This is a genomic window from Coprococcus sp. LG101-27 (assembly GCF_027695515.1).
GTDB lineage: Bacteria > Bacillota > Clostridia > Lachnospirales > Lachnospiraceae > Allocoprococcus > Allocoprococcus comes.
In genome coordinates, this window is record NZ_JAQEUJ010000002.1 from 1,316 (window position 1) to 17,046 (window position 15,731).

16 protein-coding genes and 4 pseudogenes are annotated in these 15,731 nt (G+C 39.3%); all 20 read right to left on the minus strand.

The annotated features are described in order from the left end of the window. Nucleotides 1–23 precede the first annotated feature (23 nt). Nucleotides 24–401, minus strand: a complete 378-nt coding sequence (locus PG766_RS02485) for a TnpV protein (protein ID WP_003533403.1) — start codon at nucleotides 399–401, stop codon at nucleotides 24–26. Next, nucleotides 361–633, minus strand: coding sequence for a helix-turn-helix domain-containing protein (locus PG766_RS02490; protein WP_002593556.1), 273 nt, complete (start codon nucleotides 631–633; stop codon nucleotides 361–363). The genes PG766_RS02485 and PG766_RS02490 overlap by 41 nt, the downstream gene beginning before the upstream one ends. A gap of 159 nt (nucleotides 634–792) precedes the next feature. Continuing rightward, entirely contained in the window at nucleotides 793–1,032 is a 240-nt protein-coding gene (locus PG766_RS02495) for a hypothetical protein (protein ID WP_270590354.1), read from the minus strand. 2 nt (nucleotides 1,033–1,034) lie between these two features. After that, a complete protein-coding gene (locus PG766_RS02500) occupies nucleotides 1,035–2,378 on the minus strand; it encodes an AAA family ATPase (RefSeq protein WP_118198587.1) in 1,344 nt (447 codons plus the stop codon). A 176-nt stretch (nucleotides 2,379–2,554) separates the two neighbouring features. Beyond that, entirely contained in the window at nucleotides 2,555–3,028 is a 474-nt protein-coding gene (locus PG766_RS02505; protein WP_118198586.1) for a JAB domain-containing protein, read from the minus strand. A gap of 98 nt (nucleotides 3,029–3,126) precedes the next feature. Then, nucleotides 3,127–3,441, minus strand: coding sequence for a hypothetical protein (locus tag PG766_RS02510; protein WP_118198585.1), 315 nt, complete (start codon nucleotides 3,439–3,441; stop codon nucleotides 3,127–3,129). Beyond that, nucleotides 3,413–3,739, minus strand: a pseudogene (locus tag PG766_RS02515) (hypothetical protein); the annotation flags it as partial. The gene PG766_RS02510 and the pseudogene PG766_RS02515, both read right to left, overlap by 29 nt. A 111-nt stretch (nucleotides 3,740–3,850) precedes the next feature. Next, the gene (locus tag PG766_RS02520) at nucleotides 3,851–4,258 is read right to left on the minus strand and encodes a metal-dependent transcriptional regulator (protein WP_118198584.1); all 408 of its coding nucleotides are present in this window, start codon (nucleotides 4,256–4,258) and stop codon (nucleotides 3,851–3,853) included. Between the two features lie 48 nt (nucleotides 4,259–4,306). Next, nucleotides 4,307–6,049, minus strand: coding sequence for an amino acid ABC transporter ATP-binding/permease protein (locus PG766_RS02525; protein ID WP_118198583.1), 1,743 nt, complete (start codon nucleotides 6,047–6,049; stop codon nucleotides 4,307–4,309). Then, nucleotides 6,049–6,648: pseudogene (locus tag PG766_RS02530) on the minus strand (ATP-binding cassette domain-containing protein); the annotation flags it as partial. The pseudogene PG766_RS02530 and the gene PG766_RS02525, both read right to left, overlap by 1 nt. After that, nucleotides 6,635–6,718, minus strand: a pseudogene (locus PG766_RS17215) (Maff2 family mobile element protein); the annotation flags it as partial. The pseudogenes PG766_RS17215 and PG766_RS02530, both read right to left, overlap by 14 nt. A gap of 21 nt (nucleotides 6,719–6,739) precedes the next feature. Further along, nucleotides 6,740–8,350 (minus strand): recombinase family protein, encoded by a 1,611-nt coding sequence (locus PG766_RS02535; RefSeq protein WP_097839336.1) that lies wholly within the window; start codon nucleotides 8,348–8,350, stop codon nucleotides 6,740–6,742. A 111-nt stretch (nucleotides 8,351–8,461) separates the two neighbouring features. After that, nucleotides 8,462–8,650, minus strand: a complete 189-nt coding sequence (locus tag PG766_RS02540; RefSeq protein ID WP_002569233.1) for a transposon-encoded TnpW family protein — start codon at nucleotides 8,648–8,650, stop codon at nucleotides 8,462–8,464. Beyond that, a pseudogene (locus tag PG766_RS02545) lies at nucleotides 8,647–9,117 on the minus strand (ATP-binding protein); the annotation flags it as partial. The pseudogene PG766_RS02545 and the gene PG766_RS02540, both read right to left, overlap by 4 nt. 257 nt (nucleotides 9,118–9,374) lie before the next feature. After that, complete coding sequence (locus tag PG766_RS02550) at nucleotides 9,375–10,076, minus strand: hypothetical protein (RefSeq protein WP_270590356.1); 702 nt, start codon at nucleotides 10,074–10,076, stop codon at nucleotides 9,375–9,377. A gap of 23 nt (nucleotides 10,077–10,099) precedes the next feature. After that, complete coding sequence (locus PG766_RS02555) at nucleotides 10,100–10,864, minus strand: hypothetical protein (RefSeq protein ID WP_270590358.1); 765 nt, start codon at nucleotides 10,862–10,864, stop codon at nucleotides 10,100–10,102. Nucleotides 10,865–10,999: 135 nt separating this feature from the next. Then, a complete protein-coding gene (locus tag PG766_RS02560) occupies nucleotides 11,000–11,383 on the minus strand; it encodes a DUF6262 family protein (RefSeq protein ID WP_055261959.1) in 384 nt (127 codons plus the stop codon). Further along, nucleotides 11,358–12,725, minus strand: a complete 1,368-nt coding sequence (locus PG766_RS02565) for a tyrosine-type recombinase/integrase (RefSeq protein WP_270590359.1) — start codon at nucleotides 12,723–12,725, stop codon at nucleotides 11,358–11,360. Before PG766_RS02565 ends, PG766_RS02560 begins: the two co-directional genes overlap by 26 nt. Nucleotides 12,726–12,846: 121 nt before the next feature. After that, entirely contained in the window at nucleotides 12,847–14,418 is a 1,572-nt protein-coding gene (locus tag PG766_RS02570) for a tyrosine-type recombinase/integrase (RefSeq protein ID WP_270590362.1), read from the minus strand. 187 nt (nucleotides 14,419–14,605) lie between these two features. Next, nucleotides 14,606–15,730, minus strand: coding sequence for a tyrosine-type recombinase/integrase (locus PG766_RS02575; protein WP_006426957.1), 1,125 nt, complete (start codon nucleotides 15,728–15,730; stop codon nucleotides 14,606–14,608). Nucleotide 15,731 lies beyond the last annotated feature (1 nt).

Consider the following 15,731-nt stretch of genomic DNA (forward strand, 5'->3'; position numbering starts at 1 on the left):
GTCATAATCATTCTACCATACCGTTATGAATAAATCATCTCTTGCAAAATAATTTCTTCTGCCCGGTTGTGAATGTTATTGCAACGCTGCACCCATTCCATTTGATGGGTACGCTTCAATTCCTCGGTCACACCATCGGCAGCCTTCATCTGCTCCATGATGGTGTCTAACCGTTCCTGTGCCTGTTCGTTCAGGTCTGCAAGATATGTCCATAACTCCCCGGTCAGTGTCAATGTGTTCAATCTGGCTGGATGGGCTTCTCTTAAATATTCCCGGTGCATCCGTCCGTACTTTCCGATAGGGCGGTGTTCCTCCGGCAGCTTCAAATCTGGGATATAGTAATCTCCGACAAGGATATAATCAATTCCGTTTTCCGTTATTCTTGGTTTCAATTCGCTCATGTTCCTTACCTCCTGTGGAAGCAGGCTCGTCTGGTACTAACTCAATCACATCGGTAATCTCACAATTCAGCGTTTCGCAGATACGGGCTAATGTATCCATGCTGATGTGCTTTCCCTCTTTGCTCATGTTGGCAATCATATTCGTTGTCATACCGGCGGCAAGCCTTAAATCTTCTTTTCTCATATCACGCTCTAACAGTGTATGCCAGAGTGGTTTATAGCTGATGTGCATATTGTTTTCCTGCCTTTCTATCCATACCACCGGGGCGGCTGCCCCGGCAGGAACTTTTCTCTTATTATAACACCAATCTTGTGTAATCACAATTTATTCTTGTATCCTGCCGCTGATACCGTCTGGATTGTGCTTTTCCTTTCTTTTTGTTCCCTTTAATTAGCCATAAACTGGTTCATCACTCTCATAATCAAAAAAGTGATAAATTTCTATCTTTCTGGTAACTGTAAGAGATTTCGCATGCTTTAATGGATTCTTCCTCACCGGACAATCAATGGACACCTTACAGGACGCTTCTTCTGTATTATTTATCGCATCTTGCAACCATTTTAGATACCACTGCTCTGTTTCTCCCTCAACGCTGAAATAATATTTATTAGTTGGTTTTCTCTTTGCCATGCTTACTCCTCTTTTTCATCACATAAAATCTCTTCAAAAATCGGTGTAAAATCAATATCTTTTATTGCTCCATACTGGCTGATAAAATATTTGCTCATATAATCTTCATGCTTACGGACACCCTTATCACCCGTTGTTCCAAAATCAGATAATGCGTATAAGACACTGTCATGTGTATCATCGTCTCTCTCAACAAACTTAATTTCATCTCTCCGGAATAAGTTTGAATTCAAGAAAATCGGATTATGTGTATTAAATACGAGCTGCGCATGATGAATATTTACATCATCATTGTGAAAAACATTGATAATACTCATCAATGCCATCGGATGAATCGATGCATCAAATTCATCTACTACCAATGTTCCTCCAGTCTGCATTGCTTTAATCACAAGAGGAAACATATTGATAAAACGAATGGTTCCATAAGATTCGAAAATATCTGCTGCAACCGCCGTGGTTTTCTGATCTTTCATGTTTTTAAATACAGAATATAATTTTGCATCCGGCTCATCATCGCTCACTACATACCCAACTGCATTTGAATTGATTCCGAATAATTTTGCTGCTTCATCGGTTGTTTTTTCAACATAGACTGCTTTTTTCTTCGGATCTGCAAATCTTTTAATCAACTGCATCGAATCCGCACGATAAATTACCATGAATTTATTTGCAAACCAATCAACAATCAGCTTTGTAAATTTTTGTGAAAAAATTAATTTAAACCCATTTGTCAAAAACAATTCTTCCTGATTCAAACTGTTTTTCGCGATTTCATTTATGCTTTCTGCATTCTGTTCTGTTATATCAGATAAATAATCTTTGATTACCTTTAAGTTTTCTACTTTCAGGCCTTCCCTACGTTCAAATACTCTTTCTCCATTGACTTCCAACACTTCTGCAAGAATTTTTCTTTGGTATTCCTCTTCAAGAAAAGTTCCAAGATCAATCTGCAATTCATAGTGTATTTTAAATTTATGCTCTTCTCCATCTTCCTCATAAAATTCTATTTCAAAGCATACCGGCTTAGCCTCCGATTCATTATTATTCGGAATTAGTTCCAATGCAGATGCAGCCGGATTTGGAGAAGACTTTTCTTCGGAATTTCTAATATTTCCTCTCAAAACAATCGACCTTAATACATCCATTGCCCCAATAATATTCGTTTTACCTGCTGCATTTGGTCCATAAATAACGGAAGAACTCAATCCTTTTATTTCTTTTCCTTTTATTTTTGTCTTCATAAGACTATAATCTAATCCTTTTTGCTTCGGAGCAGCCACCATTGAAAAACTTGCCTCTTCTACAAAAGATTTATAATTTTTTGTTTTAAATTCCAGAAGCATTTTATTACCTCCATTCTGCTTATTTTTTACAAAATCTTATTTTTATTATAATCTTATTGTATGATAGAGTCAATTTATTATTCTTATTTTGCAATTTTTCTTCAAAATCGCATTTATTATAGTAAGATCAGGAAATCCTTATCATCACAAAGATTTTCTGACCTTACTGTGTTTATTTACCTCTCCCAATCCATCTTTTCCGCTAGATTCAACATCTTTTTCTCTCTGAAACTAAACATCTTTTCATTTGTTCCACCGACAATGATATGATCCAATAACTCTATCCCCAATAACTGTCCGCATCGCTGCAACTTTTTGGTTACTAACATATCCTCTTTTGATGGTTTCACATTACCACTGGGATGATTATGAAGTCCAATGATTGCAGAAGCATTTGCCAGAATACTGCTCTTAAAAACTTCTCTGGGAATTACCAAAGATGCATTGATTGTTCCAACACTGACCAGATTCATATTGATTACCTGTCCATTATTTTTCATATTCAGGATGCAAAATACTTCTCTGTCATATTGCGATAACTCCTTCGCCATCAATTCTACAACAGCCTGTGGACTGTCCAACGTCTGCTCACTATAAAGAGACGGCTCTTTTACCAGACGGATATTCACAACTTCCAATTCATTCTCCATCCTTCTGATCTCCTTTTGGAAATTCTACAACCAAAAAAACATTACTCTCTGAAGATTCCACATATGATTTCAATTGTGATAATGTCATTTCCAAATATTTAGGTTGTTCCACCATAATCTGCTCCTTTCGTTTCTTCCTTTACTTCTGTTTTCCCTGACAAATAGCTTATCACTTTGTTTGCCTTAATGCTTTTCTGCAGCTCACTGATAATGCACAGATCTGCTACATTCACTCCCGGCAAAGCAAGCATTTCATCCATCGCCATATTGACAATCTCTTTTTCCGTTCCGTATCCGGCATCAAATAAACGCTGTAATACTTTTATTGCTTTCTGATTTTTTCCCATTTCATCATCAAAGGGCAGCTTATCGCCGCCCTCTGTTTTACTCCTCCTCTTCTTTCTTTTCTTCAATTCCTAATCTCTTAACCTGTTTCTTTTTATTCCAGATACGAACTCCTGTGATTCCGGCTACTGATAATACCAGAATGGCTATCCATAAAATTGCATTTGCAGTGTCTCCTATTTTCGGAGGATTACTGGTCTTTGTAGTAGTACCCGGTGTCTCTGGGGTTGGTGTTTCCGGTACTTCTTTGATGGTTACAGTCTGACCTTCATCGTTGATGTCCTTATGCTCTGTTACCTTTTTCGGTTCTTCCGGATTTGTCATATCATACAGTTCTTCAAAGGTTACAAGCTGCTTTCCGCTTATCTACCTCATCCGCAGCAATCAATACTTTTTTTGTATCCCTTTTCTTACGTTACTTCATTTTCAAAACAGAAAAGGCAGTGAAATTTCTCCACCGCCTTTCCTATTTTTGATTTAATTCGTTAATTGCATTTGTTCATTCGATGCATTTTCCTTTTTTATCTTCTTCACCAGCTCCTGAATCTTCTGAAAAGATTCTTCACTGATTGTATGTTCCATCCGGCATGCATCGTGATTTGCAGTTTCCGGAGATACTCCTATCAATTCTAAGAATTCTTTCAAAAGCAAATGCCTTGCATAAACCTTTTTAGCAATCTTTTTCCCTTCCGCCGTCAGTTCAACATAGCCATGTTCATCTTTTATTACATATCCTTCTGCCACCAATCCACGTATCACAACTGAAACACTTGCTTTGGAATAGTTCAGATAATTACAAAGCAGAAAATTACGGACATATCCTTTCTGACGTTTCAAGATATACATCGCTTCCAGATAATCCTCTTTGGATTCTCCAAGTTTCATATACTACTTTCTCCCCTTTCGGAAAGTATTTCTTCTCCATTCCTGCTGTTAAGAAATTCTGCCGTTCTCCATTTCATATACCACATCTGCCACGTTCATTGTGGATACTCTGTGAGATACCAGGACAACTGTTTTCTTCTTGGCCGATTCTTTCAATGATTTTAAGATAATTCCCTCATTTAAAGAGTCGAGGTTCGATGTAGGCTCATCGAGCAGGATGAGGGGACATTCATGGAGAAATGCTCTTGCAATTCCGATTCTCTGTTTTTCACCACCGGACAGCGTATCACCCAGTTCTCCGACTTCTGTATCATATCCTTTCGGAAGTGTCATTATGAAATCGTGGATAGACGCTTTCTTTGCGGCTTCCATAATCTCTTCTCTGGATGCTCCCGGCTTTGCGATTGCGATATTGTTTGCAATCGAATCATGGAATAGGTGCGTTTCCTGTGTCACGTAACTTTCCATATCTCTTAAATGCTTGGTCGGAATCTTGCGTACATCTGTACCATCTACCGATACGCTTCCATCCTGCACATCCCAGAACCGCATCAGCAGTTTTAAAAGTGTAGATTTTCCAGAACCGCTCGCACCATGAATCCCTGTAATTTTACCCGGCTGTAATTTCAGTGAATAGTTATCTAAAATAACCTCATTATCATAAGCAAATGTTACGTTCTCTGCCTCTGCTCCTGTAAATTCATGTTCCATGCTCTCTGCACCGGAAGTTTCCACGTCACCCGGAATTTCTTCCACAAGCGGTGTCTCTTCCAGAAGAGAAAGAACACGCTCACCACTTGCCAGTGTCTGGTTCAGGTTATTGGAAAGGCTTGATAATGCTACTACCGGTCCGAAAGAACCCATCATTGCGATGGTGCAGGTTAAGATTCCCTCGAATCCCATCGCACCTTTGTCGTACAGCCAGATCGTCAGTGCAAGCATTCCAAAAGATGCAAGCAGGATAACCATGTTCGTAAATGAACGCTGTGAGCCTTCCATTTTGCTTAATGACTCCTGCATTCCTGCAAGATTTTTGGAACGCTCAGACATCTGCTCTTTTCTCTTTTCACCCTGTCCGTACTGGATGGTCTCGTCCAGTCCACGTAAAGAGTCAAGGACAAAACTGTTCAGTTCTCCGAAGTTTGTCCGAAATTCCATTCCTTTCTGACTGCCACGTTTTCCATTCCACATCGGGATGGCAACACCGACAATCAGATAAGCTGCCAGTGCAAGCACTCCTGCTAACCAGTGATATCTTCCGATAAAAATCACCATAATGATTGAGGTCAGCGTTGCAATCGCAATCGGGGAAATGGTATGTGCATAGAACACTTCCAGTAATTCGATATCGGTTGTAATAATCGAAATCAGATTTCCCTTATCCCGTCCTTCAAGTTTTGCAGGGCAGAGCTTTCTCAGTGCCGCAAATACTTTGTGACGGATGATTGCCAACAGCTTAAATGCAATAAAATGATTACAATACTGTTCCACATAATGCAGGATTCCACGAAGCACTGCAATTACGATCATGACTGTAATAATCGTTTTTACTGGAGTAAATACCAGCCACATATTATCTACCGGAACAATCATTCCGGCTACTCCTGTCAGAAGTCCATGCACGATGACCTGTCCTGTCAGTATTGTCAGGAAGATTGCACACAAATACCCCAATGTTCCAAGGATGATTGCTGCCAGCATGATATGGAGCAGGGGTTTGACCAGACCAATCAGACTTCCCATGATTTGGATGGCACTTCTGCGTTTTGTTGTATTCGTATTTTCACTCATTATGCCACTCCTCCTTTTCCATAGTTTTCCAATGCCATCTGGCTTTCATACAGATGTCTGTACGCACCATTCCGGCTCATCAGTTCGTCATGCTTTCCGCTTTCTTTGATTTCTCCGTCTTTTAAGAAATAAATCTTGTCAGACTTCACAACATTTGCCAGTCTGTGGGAGATCAGAAGCACCGTCTTTGTCTTTGCCAGTTCGTGAATCACATTCATGATCAGTTCTTCACTTTCCACATCAATATTAGATGCGGCTTCATCGAAAATATAAACTGCACTGTCTGTCCGAAGCAATGCTCTGGCAATCACCAGTCTCTGACACTGACCGCCGGACAGGTTGCTTGCTTTTTCCAGCAATTGTGTCTGTAAGCCATCCTGTGTCTGTAAGAACCCTAAGAGATTGACTTTCTGAAGAACAGCTTCCATCTCTTCTTTCGTTGCGTCCGGTTTTGCCATCTTCAGATTTTCTTCTACTGTACCTTTGAACAGGTAGCTGTTATGGCGAACCAGAACAACCCTCTGCATCAGATTTATTTCATTTACTTCATTAAGCGGTACGCCACCGATGATGATTTCTCCGTTATATCCCCGGTTCTTTTACTGATGTGTGATAAAGAAGTAATAGAAGTGTAAAAAATTTTGCCGTTCCTATCCGGCACTTGCGCATTGTGTCGGATAGGTCGGGCGGTTATTCGGGCAAGTCCACCTTGCCAACAAAAGAATAATAAATCTCAATGTCCTGTCTGCGAGTCTTGTTCTCGTCATAGCTGCACTCATGCACAACGATTTTCTCTACAAACTCCCGCAGCAGAGTAGGGGTAAGTTCTTCAAAGCTGGTATGCCGCCGGACAACATTCATAAACTTTTCTGCGTTCACGGTGGCTTCCTGTGCTTTGGAAAGCTCCGCTTGAATAGCAGCGGCTCTTTCTTTCAGCTCCCGTTGCTCTGCTTCATAGTCTGCCGACAGCTCTGTGAAACGCTCGTCTGATATGCGCCCGGTCACGCTGTCCTCATACAGCCGCTTGAAGATAGCGGATAACTCGGCTATGCGTTTCTCGGAGGCTTCCAGTTCCTTTTTCTTGGCGGCGTTCCTGCGTTTGCCCCCGTCCTCGTTCTGCTCAATCAAGAGCTTCATAAACCGGGCTTCATGCTTTGCCGCATAGCTGGTCACTTTCCGCAGATTGGAGAGTACACCAGCGGTCAAGAGGTCGGTGCGGATAAAGTGCGCCGTACAGTCATGGGTGCGTTTCTTGTAGTTGCCGCAGATATAACAGTCCTGCTTGCGCTTGTCCGTCTGGTATCGCTGCTGATACATCACGCTGCCGCAGTCCGCACAGAACAGTATGCCGGAGAACAAACCCACTTCATCATAGCGGTTGGGGCGTTTGCGCTGTTTGCGAAGCTCCTGCACTCGTTCCCATGTTTGGGTGTCTATGATAGGCTCGTGGTGGTTCTCGAAAATCACTTGCTTTTCCGGGGGATTTTCTACACTGTGCTTGACTTTGTAAGAAAGTTTTTCTGTCTTGAAATTTACCAGACAGCCTGTGTATTCCCGGTTTTCAAGGATATGCACTACGGTATTGGTCGCCCACTTGCACTCATAGCCGGGGTGGTAGCGGCGGGTGCTGCCCGTCCTGCGGTATTCCAGCGTCCCCGGCGTGGGGATTTGCTGCTCTGTGAGCATACGGGCTATCTTGGTCGGACCGTTCCCGGCAAGGCAGAGGTTGTATATCTGCTTGACTACGGGTGCGGCTTCCTCGTCAATAATAAAATTTTCGTCCTCGTCCATGAGGTAGCCATACACAGGCTTGCTTGTGATGGGCTTGCCACTCATGCCTTTTGAGCGTTTTACTGCTTTGATTTTCTTGCTCGTATCTCTCACCAGCCATTCGTTAAAGATATTCCGCAGCGGGGCAAAGTCATTGTCGCCCTGTGCGCTGTCCACTCCGTCATTGATAGCGATGAAGCGGACACCTTTCTGTGGGAAAATCATTTCCGTGTACATTCCCACTTGCAGGTAGTTTCGCCCTAACCTCGACATATCTTTTACGATAACTGTCCCGACTTTTCCGGCTTCAATGTCCGCAAGCATGGCTTGAAAACCGGGTCTTTGAAAGTTCGCACCAGAATAACCGTCGTCCGTGTACCAGCGCAGATTGGAAAAGCCGTTCTGCTTTGCATAGGTTTCAAGGATACGCTTCTGATTGGAAATGGAATTGCTCTCGCCTTGCAGCTCGTCCTCATGGGAAAGTCTTGGGTAAAGGGCGGTAATTGGTTGTTGGTTGGTCTGTCTTAACATAAAATCCTCCGTTTCCGACAGCCAGCCCCACTATTCCGTATCTTAATTGTACCACATGGGGCGGCTGTCTGTATAGCGGCAAAAGCGTCAAATCTGCTTCTTTATGGTCGGTCAAATCGCCGTTTTTTGTGTAGCAGCTTCCGCTTCCAGCACTTTCATCATCTTGTCGGCTGCGGTGTCGGTTGCACCCTGCTTGAAGAAGCCGGAAACGGTAAGGACGGAGTTGCCCATGCGGATTTCCGTTACACAGTCCGGGCGGCGGTCTGTTTTGGTGGTGCTTGTCTGTTTGGTTTCTGTCATAGGCTCTCCTTTCGCTGCTTCATCAGTTGCTTTAAGCGTTCCAGCTTTTCCTGTGCGGTTTCCTTTCGGAAGTTGCTGCCCGTGAAGCGGACGGGGGCGCACATGGAAGTCAGCCTGTCATAGATACGGGCGTGGGGCGTGTCCTGCGGGTGCTGCAATTCCTCCAGCGTGAGGTTGGTCGTGGCGATCAGCGGCTTGCCGCTTCGGTAACGGCTGTCAATCACGCTGTAAACCTGTTCCAGCCCGTATTCCGTCCCTCGCTCCATACCGAAATCATCAAGTATCAGCAGGGGGTAGCTGCAAAGGCGGGAAATATATTCGTTCCTGCCCTCAAAGCTGGCGGCAAGGTCATTGAGTATCGTTGCAAAGTTTGTCATGCACACCGGGACTTCCTGCTCCATAAGGGCATTGGCGATACAGGCGGCAAGGTAGCTTTTTCCCGTCCCCACGCCTCCCCAAAACGGGTAGTAAAATGTAGCCAGTCCCCCACATGCGTTGATTTTACTGGGTTTAACGGCATACAAAACTGTGTTCTGTGTAACACTTTCCGTATACTGTCATAGTAGTTCTGATTTATCTGTGTAATCCAGTAACCTACGTGGATTACACTGCTTTTTACAAATCCATTATTAAAAACCGAAGCCTCCTGAAAAGTTCCTATTTTTTTGTCAAGTGTGTATCTTTAGATACTAAATAATTTTGTATATAGTAGTCACTTTAAAATTTATTTTTTATTCTTTTGTATTTTGTCAAACCAGGCTTTCCCTCTGCTACCACATTCGTCACGTATTTTATCTCTCAGTTCTCCTGTCTTACTTTGAATTGCTATCATACGATCATATAAATACCTTGTTGTTTTCACACATGTATCCTTTACATCGTACAGTTCTTTTTTTTCTGCTGCCGTAACTTGTACTTTTTTCTTTCCAATATCCACAAGTAACTGACCAATTTCATCTCTTACTCTTTTTGAATCAATATAATCTTTATATGCCAAATTTCCTAAAATAACTGAACGGAAATGTAAGCTTGTATACCTGTGAAACTTATCTTTATTCAGTTTTCTGGCATTCTCATATTCTAAATTTTTATATAAAGTATTTGATACATCTGTAAGTTCTTGGAATCGTTCTGTCCAAGTTGTGTTCGCTTTTATATAACCTTTATTTTTCGCTTTTTGAATAATTTGTTTATTCTTTGAAAGTTCTTTTCGCAAATTTTTCTGATATGTATCTATCTTAAATTCTAAATCCTCATAACTCTTACAATCTTCTAATGTATATGCCTTTTTAGATTTATCACAATTCGTTTTTATTTTTGATTTTTTACGCTTCTTACTTAAAATTAAAACTATAATTATTGTCACCGCAATAATGACTATTCCAGTGTATTTTCTTTCACAAACAAACCCAAGTATAGTGTTCATAAACAAATTCCTCATTTTTATATTTATTCAATCCTTGCAGCCAATTGTGGAATAATGTCTATCATTGAACTAATTCCACTGATTCTGAATTTAAGCAATTCCATATAATGCTCTCTTTCTTCATAAGTCGCTGTATTACTATATATTTTTTGTCTAAAAAAATCACATACTTGTTCAGCTTCTTTGATTGCTTTATTAGCTCTTTTCCGCTCAATCGTAGCAATCTTAATCATCTTATCAAACCGTCTTTCCTGCTCCTTTCGTTGTTTCTCCAAATTTTGATAATACAAATTCATCTCTTCACTTTTTAATTTATATTGAGCTACTACCTTTTGCACTTCCAAATCATAATAACGATTAATGCTTAGTATCCCTTGCCTCACATTTCCATTGATTTGAGCCAATTGTATTTCTGTCTCATTTTGGATTTTTTGCATTGCGACATGATATTGCTTATCTACGCCATCAGACAAAAATTTTATCTTCATTTCAAATTCTTTATGAGAATATTTCATTTTTTTACGTTCATTAACAAATTTACCTACGCTTCTAAGCATATCTGGTATTACTGTTATTTCAGGAAATGAACTATCTGATTTGCTTGTATCCAAGAAATCCGCCAATTTAAACAATGAATCCATATTCATTACGGGTTCCGGCAAAGTATTTTTCTTACCCTCTATCACATTTTCTGGAGAAAACACTTTTGATGGATTTTGCATACTACTCTTAACTGTTTTCTTGTTATAACCCTGATATCCTCTATATCTTCCACTTTCAGAACTCATAACAAAATCCCTCCCTCGTATAACTGTTTTACATTATTATACCATAATCTTCTCCCATTCTCATTCTATATGTTTTATCCTCAACGATGAAAAGATGTGTCTGCACACATCTCTTCCATCTCATTATTTTCAATGTTATAAGTTCTTAATAAAATTCAAATCCTGTTTCCGTAATGCCTTCTGTAACTTTTCGTTCTTTCTCTTCAGTTCCTTATTTTCTCTGGTTAGAGCTGCTACCTTCTGGTTCAGCAGTTCAATCTGTTTTTCCATCGCCATGTTCAGAATTTCTCTTCTTGGATCTATCATTCCGGCCTGTTGCTCTACTGCTTGGTTCAATGTATCCCGGACGGTTGGATTTTTATAAAAGAATCCTCTCGACAATCCAGTTTTCTTCATCAGCTTTGGAACGCTGATACGTTCTTTATTTGCCAGCATATCTTGTATTGCTTGCAATGCCAGTTCAATTTTCTCTTTACTTTTTCTCTGATTTTCCTCAATCATCTTGTCGTATTTGCTCATATTCTTCACCCCATCCTGCCAGACTCATATATATAATGTCACTCATCATCTGTCTTACTTCTCTGGTTTCGTCTGCCATTCTTTGATTGCTCATTTTCCGGTAATGCTGTACATTATTCAGTCTTTTATGCCCCAACAGTCTCGCTATCGTCCAGTCATCCAGATGCATTTCTGTAAGTTTGACGCCATAGTAGTGCCGGAACATGTGCGTTCCAAACCCGAATAATTCGCCATGATCATCTCTCAACTGCTTTTCCTGTATCATGGACATGACTTTTGTTTTTATAGCCATATACTGCATCGGGCGGTCAGGTTCTTTTTCATTAACAAATATGTATTCTGTATCACCGAACTTTTCCTGTGTATATTCAATAGAACTCTGTAACAGTTTTGCAAGTTCTTTACTAATCGGTTTTTTATATCTTTTAGTTTTAACTTGATATATTTCAATCATATCTTGGCCATTTTCTCTCGTCAGACAATCTGGTCTCAGTGTAAGGGTATCTGATATCCTAGTTCCAAGCATCTGATGTATCAGAAGACATCTTGCAATCTGTACATCCATCTGTGTAATTTCCGCATTTAGTCGTTTCATTTCATCATCAGAATACACTCTAAATTCTGCATTTACTTCCGGTGGAATATCCGTATTAATAAATAAATGCTCCAATCTTTCATAGCTGTAAATTTTTCCGATTGTCTCTAACTGTCGTCTTAATGAAATTACATAAGAACTATTCGCACTATGGGAAGTATCTTTTGTTGACAGATATATCAAAAATTCTTCCAACACTTCTCTGTCTATTTCGCTGCAGCTTTTTATTTTGGAATACTCTTTTTGAAGATATTCTGAGAATATCCTCATTATTGTCAGTTCTCCCTGTACAGTTCCTATTGCTTCATACTGTAAATTCATATAAACAGCTTTCTTACATTCTTCCCGGATATCTGGCTGATATATTTTTCTGAAATCCAGTGTTTTTACATTATAAATTGGATTGGATCTGATTTTAATATCCAGATTTTTTAGTTCCCAGACATCTTTTTCTATCTCATCCCGTAAATCTTCTGGCTCTAAAAATTTCAGTACGTTTCTGAAATATAATATCGTCACTGCTTCGCCATAGCTTACTGTACCATACACACTCTTCTTTTCTTTTACAATAGTTATTCCCTGTTCTAACATCCAGCCTTTTAAAAGTGATATCCATTTTTCTGGATTTCTATCTCCAAGGCTTTTGATTCTCCGATTTATTCTGCTGTTCAAAAACTTTGCAATATGATTATAAGCTGTTCGATCCTGAATCAATGCTCTAAACGTTCCGTTTTTGCAGCGATACATAATATAACCTCGAAACTCTTCCTTTAATTCTTGCGTTGGAAGCAACGTTAAATCAAATTTTCCATTATCCTTACGTGTCCCTGTTTCTTGTAAATTGGGGAAATCGCTGAAGTATATAATATCATTTTCCATCTTTTTCCTCTTTCTTTAGCCATGATGCTAAACTACTTCCTTGCATTTCAAAGAACTCATCATTTGCTTTTGCAATCCTTTGTGGCATATAATCAATATACTGTCTTGTCATCTCTTCATAAGTATGTCCAAGATAATCCCTGATACTTTGCAGTGATACATGACTGTCATAAAACATAGTTGCTACTGTATGTCGATAATCGTGTGATTGAAATAAATATTCTCCATTTGCAATCTTATTTTCCCGGCACGCTTCTATCATCTGAGTTCGGAATGTGCCATATAGACAAGCACCACCTCTGCTGTTTTTAAAAATGAATTCTTCAGGCTGAATTTCATGTTTTTTCAAGTATACTTTCATAATCTGATAAAGTGCCTGTGGGATTGGAATCCTTTTATAATTCTTCATTTTGACCTGATACACCTGAATCCAATAATCCTCGCCCTGCTGATAATAAGCATTTCCTTTCAATGTACACACTTCACTCGCCCGTAATCCTAGACACCACAGATGTAGGAACATACATCGTAATCGCTCTGGAAAAAGATATAATTTTTTCAAAATTTCCATATATACTGTTTCCTCAACGCTACGATCATGATGTACTACTACTTCTTTTTGTTGGAAATATTCAATTCGGAATGGCATTCTTGTAATATACTGTTTAACTTCCATGAATTTATAAAAATGACCGATACCGAAAATTCTTTCATTAAATCCCTTTGCCTGTATTCCCCGTTCTCGCAAGCCGTCTGCATACTTTTTTGCTTCTGCGACAGTTGCATGAATCGCCAGTATCTTTTCTTGTTCCAGCAGTTCAATAAAATTTCTAATACATACAAATCTTCGTACAATCGTGCTGACTGCCTGTCCAGTAATTCCCAGTTCATATTTCATGTATGCCTGTAAAATTTCTCGATTCTGTATTTCCTTGACTTCCATAAAAGAAATGCTAATTAAGGATTTACTTTCGTCTATCCGATGTTTTCCAAGATGTAATCGTTCCAGATACCATACATTTGCTTCCCATTGGATCTGTTCCTGCTGCATAAACGCATCTCTTCTGCATTCACCTAAAATACTTCGTTGACTCGTTTCGGGAAAATTCTTTAAAATAGTTTCCACTTGTTCCATTTCCAGCAATCCAATATCCGTAATATTTAACTGAACACAAGAATCATAAAGAAGTTTTAAGGATTTTAACCTGACATTTCTATAAGCCTTAGACATTGAAGTATTGGCAATGATACGACTCAACGTATAAAAAATTTGTTTCTTTAAAACTTCTGAACAATTTTGTGTAAAATCCCACACCAATAGGTTTGTTTTATAAGAAGTTTCAAAAGTCTCAGCTATTTTCTTTTCCGGATAATACTTCAGAAAATAAATTTTATTTTGATATTTCCATTCATATATCCGCTTTCCATTTAGCGTCTGCATCTGTTGATAGATATGTTGTTGTTTTACCGTATCATATATTTTCAAATAGAAAGATACAATTTGTGATCGTATCTGTCCTCTTAAATATTGTTCATACGAATTTCGCAAAGGATAATCCATTTCTTCCAGATGCCAGATTTTTCTATCTGCCAAGAACTTTTTCAATTTGTTAATTCTTGAATCGCTTTTTATTCCAAGTGCATCAATTTCTGAATATAGTTCCTGCTTTTTCTTCTCAATATCTACTTCAGATTCTGTTATGTGTTCTGCCTGTTGCAATAAATATATAGGTATTTCTCACACCTCCCTACTCCAGCAGACGTTCCGCCCCATAAATAGCAGTGTGTTGTGCATAAAACTCATTACTTGCTTCTATCAGTTCATCATCCAGCCAGTCCAGATACTTTATAGTCGTATCCAAATGTTTATGCCCCAATGCCTGACTGATCATTTCCAGTTCCCATCCTGCCTGCTTTCGCATATTTGCAAAATAGTGGCGTAACATGTGGGGTGTGATTTTAACTCCGGTTTTCTTTTCCATTCGGTCCAACATATCATATACACTGTCCACTCTTAATGGCTTTCCAATGTTCTCACCCATGATATTCACAAACAGGTAATCCTGATGTTGCAGAATTTTCCGATATTTTGCCAGATAATCCATGAGAAATTCAAACGTATCATTACTTATCTTGGCACTTCTGTATTCCGCATTTTTGGCTCTTGCTTCATTTTCATTATCTTCCCGGAAGCATACCCTTATCATGTGATTCCTATAATCAATATCTTTGACATATTTTACTCCCAGTAGTTCCCCGATTCTGTATCCGGTTTCTGCTAACATAAGCAGCAGAAGCTGATCTCTTCGGTTCGTACAGGCTTGTAAAATTGTAATAATCTGATTTTCTTTTGCTGTTCTCCCACGATGTTCCTCTTCCTTCAGATAGGCTTTAAAAGAATGATTCCGCAGTACCTTTTTTACTCCCACCTGATTAACCGCTATAATCTGGTTATACGATAAGGTTTTGAGACTTCCGTACTGTTCATATTCTGCCTCTATAAATAAATAGAACCTGAACACATCTTTTAAGTATGCGTTGCAGGTTCCTTCATTCGGACACTTCTTTTCTCCAGCCGTTTGCTCTGTATGGTTTCCGGCTTTAAGCCAGTATAAAAATTCCACAAAGTGTTCTGTCTGTTTTTCATAATCTAACTGATAGACTTCTGTGAGTTCCATTTCTTTCTCTGCCATATATTTCATATAATAGCAGATTGAAAATGCTGTGCGTTTCACTGTATTTGGTGAACGTTTACATTTAATCTTATGCATTAGATATTTACTTGGCAGTTCTTCAATACTCATTGTTTCCAGATTTCTGATGAAAAAATATTTTTCTGTTCCATCTTTTATCGTTTCCACCTTGTATATCATA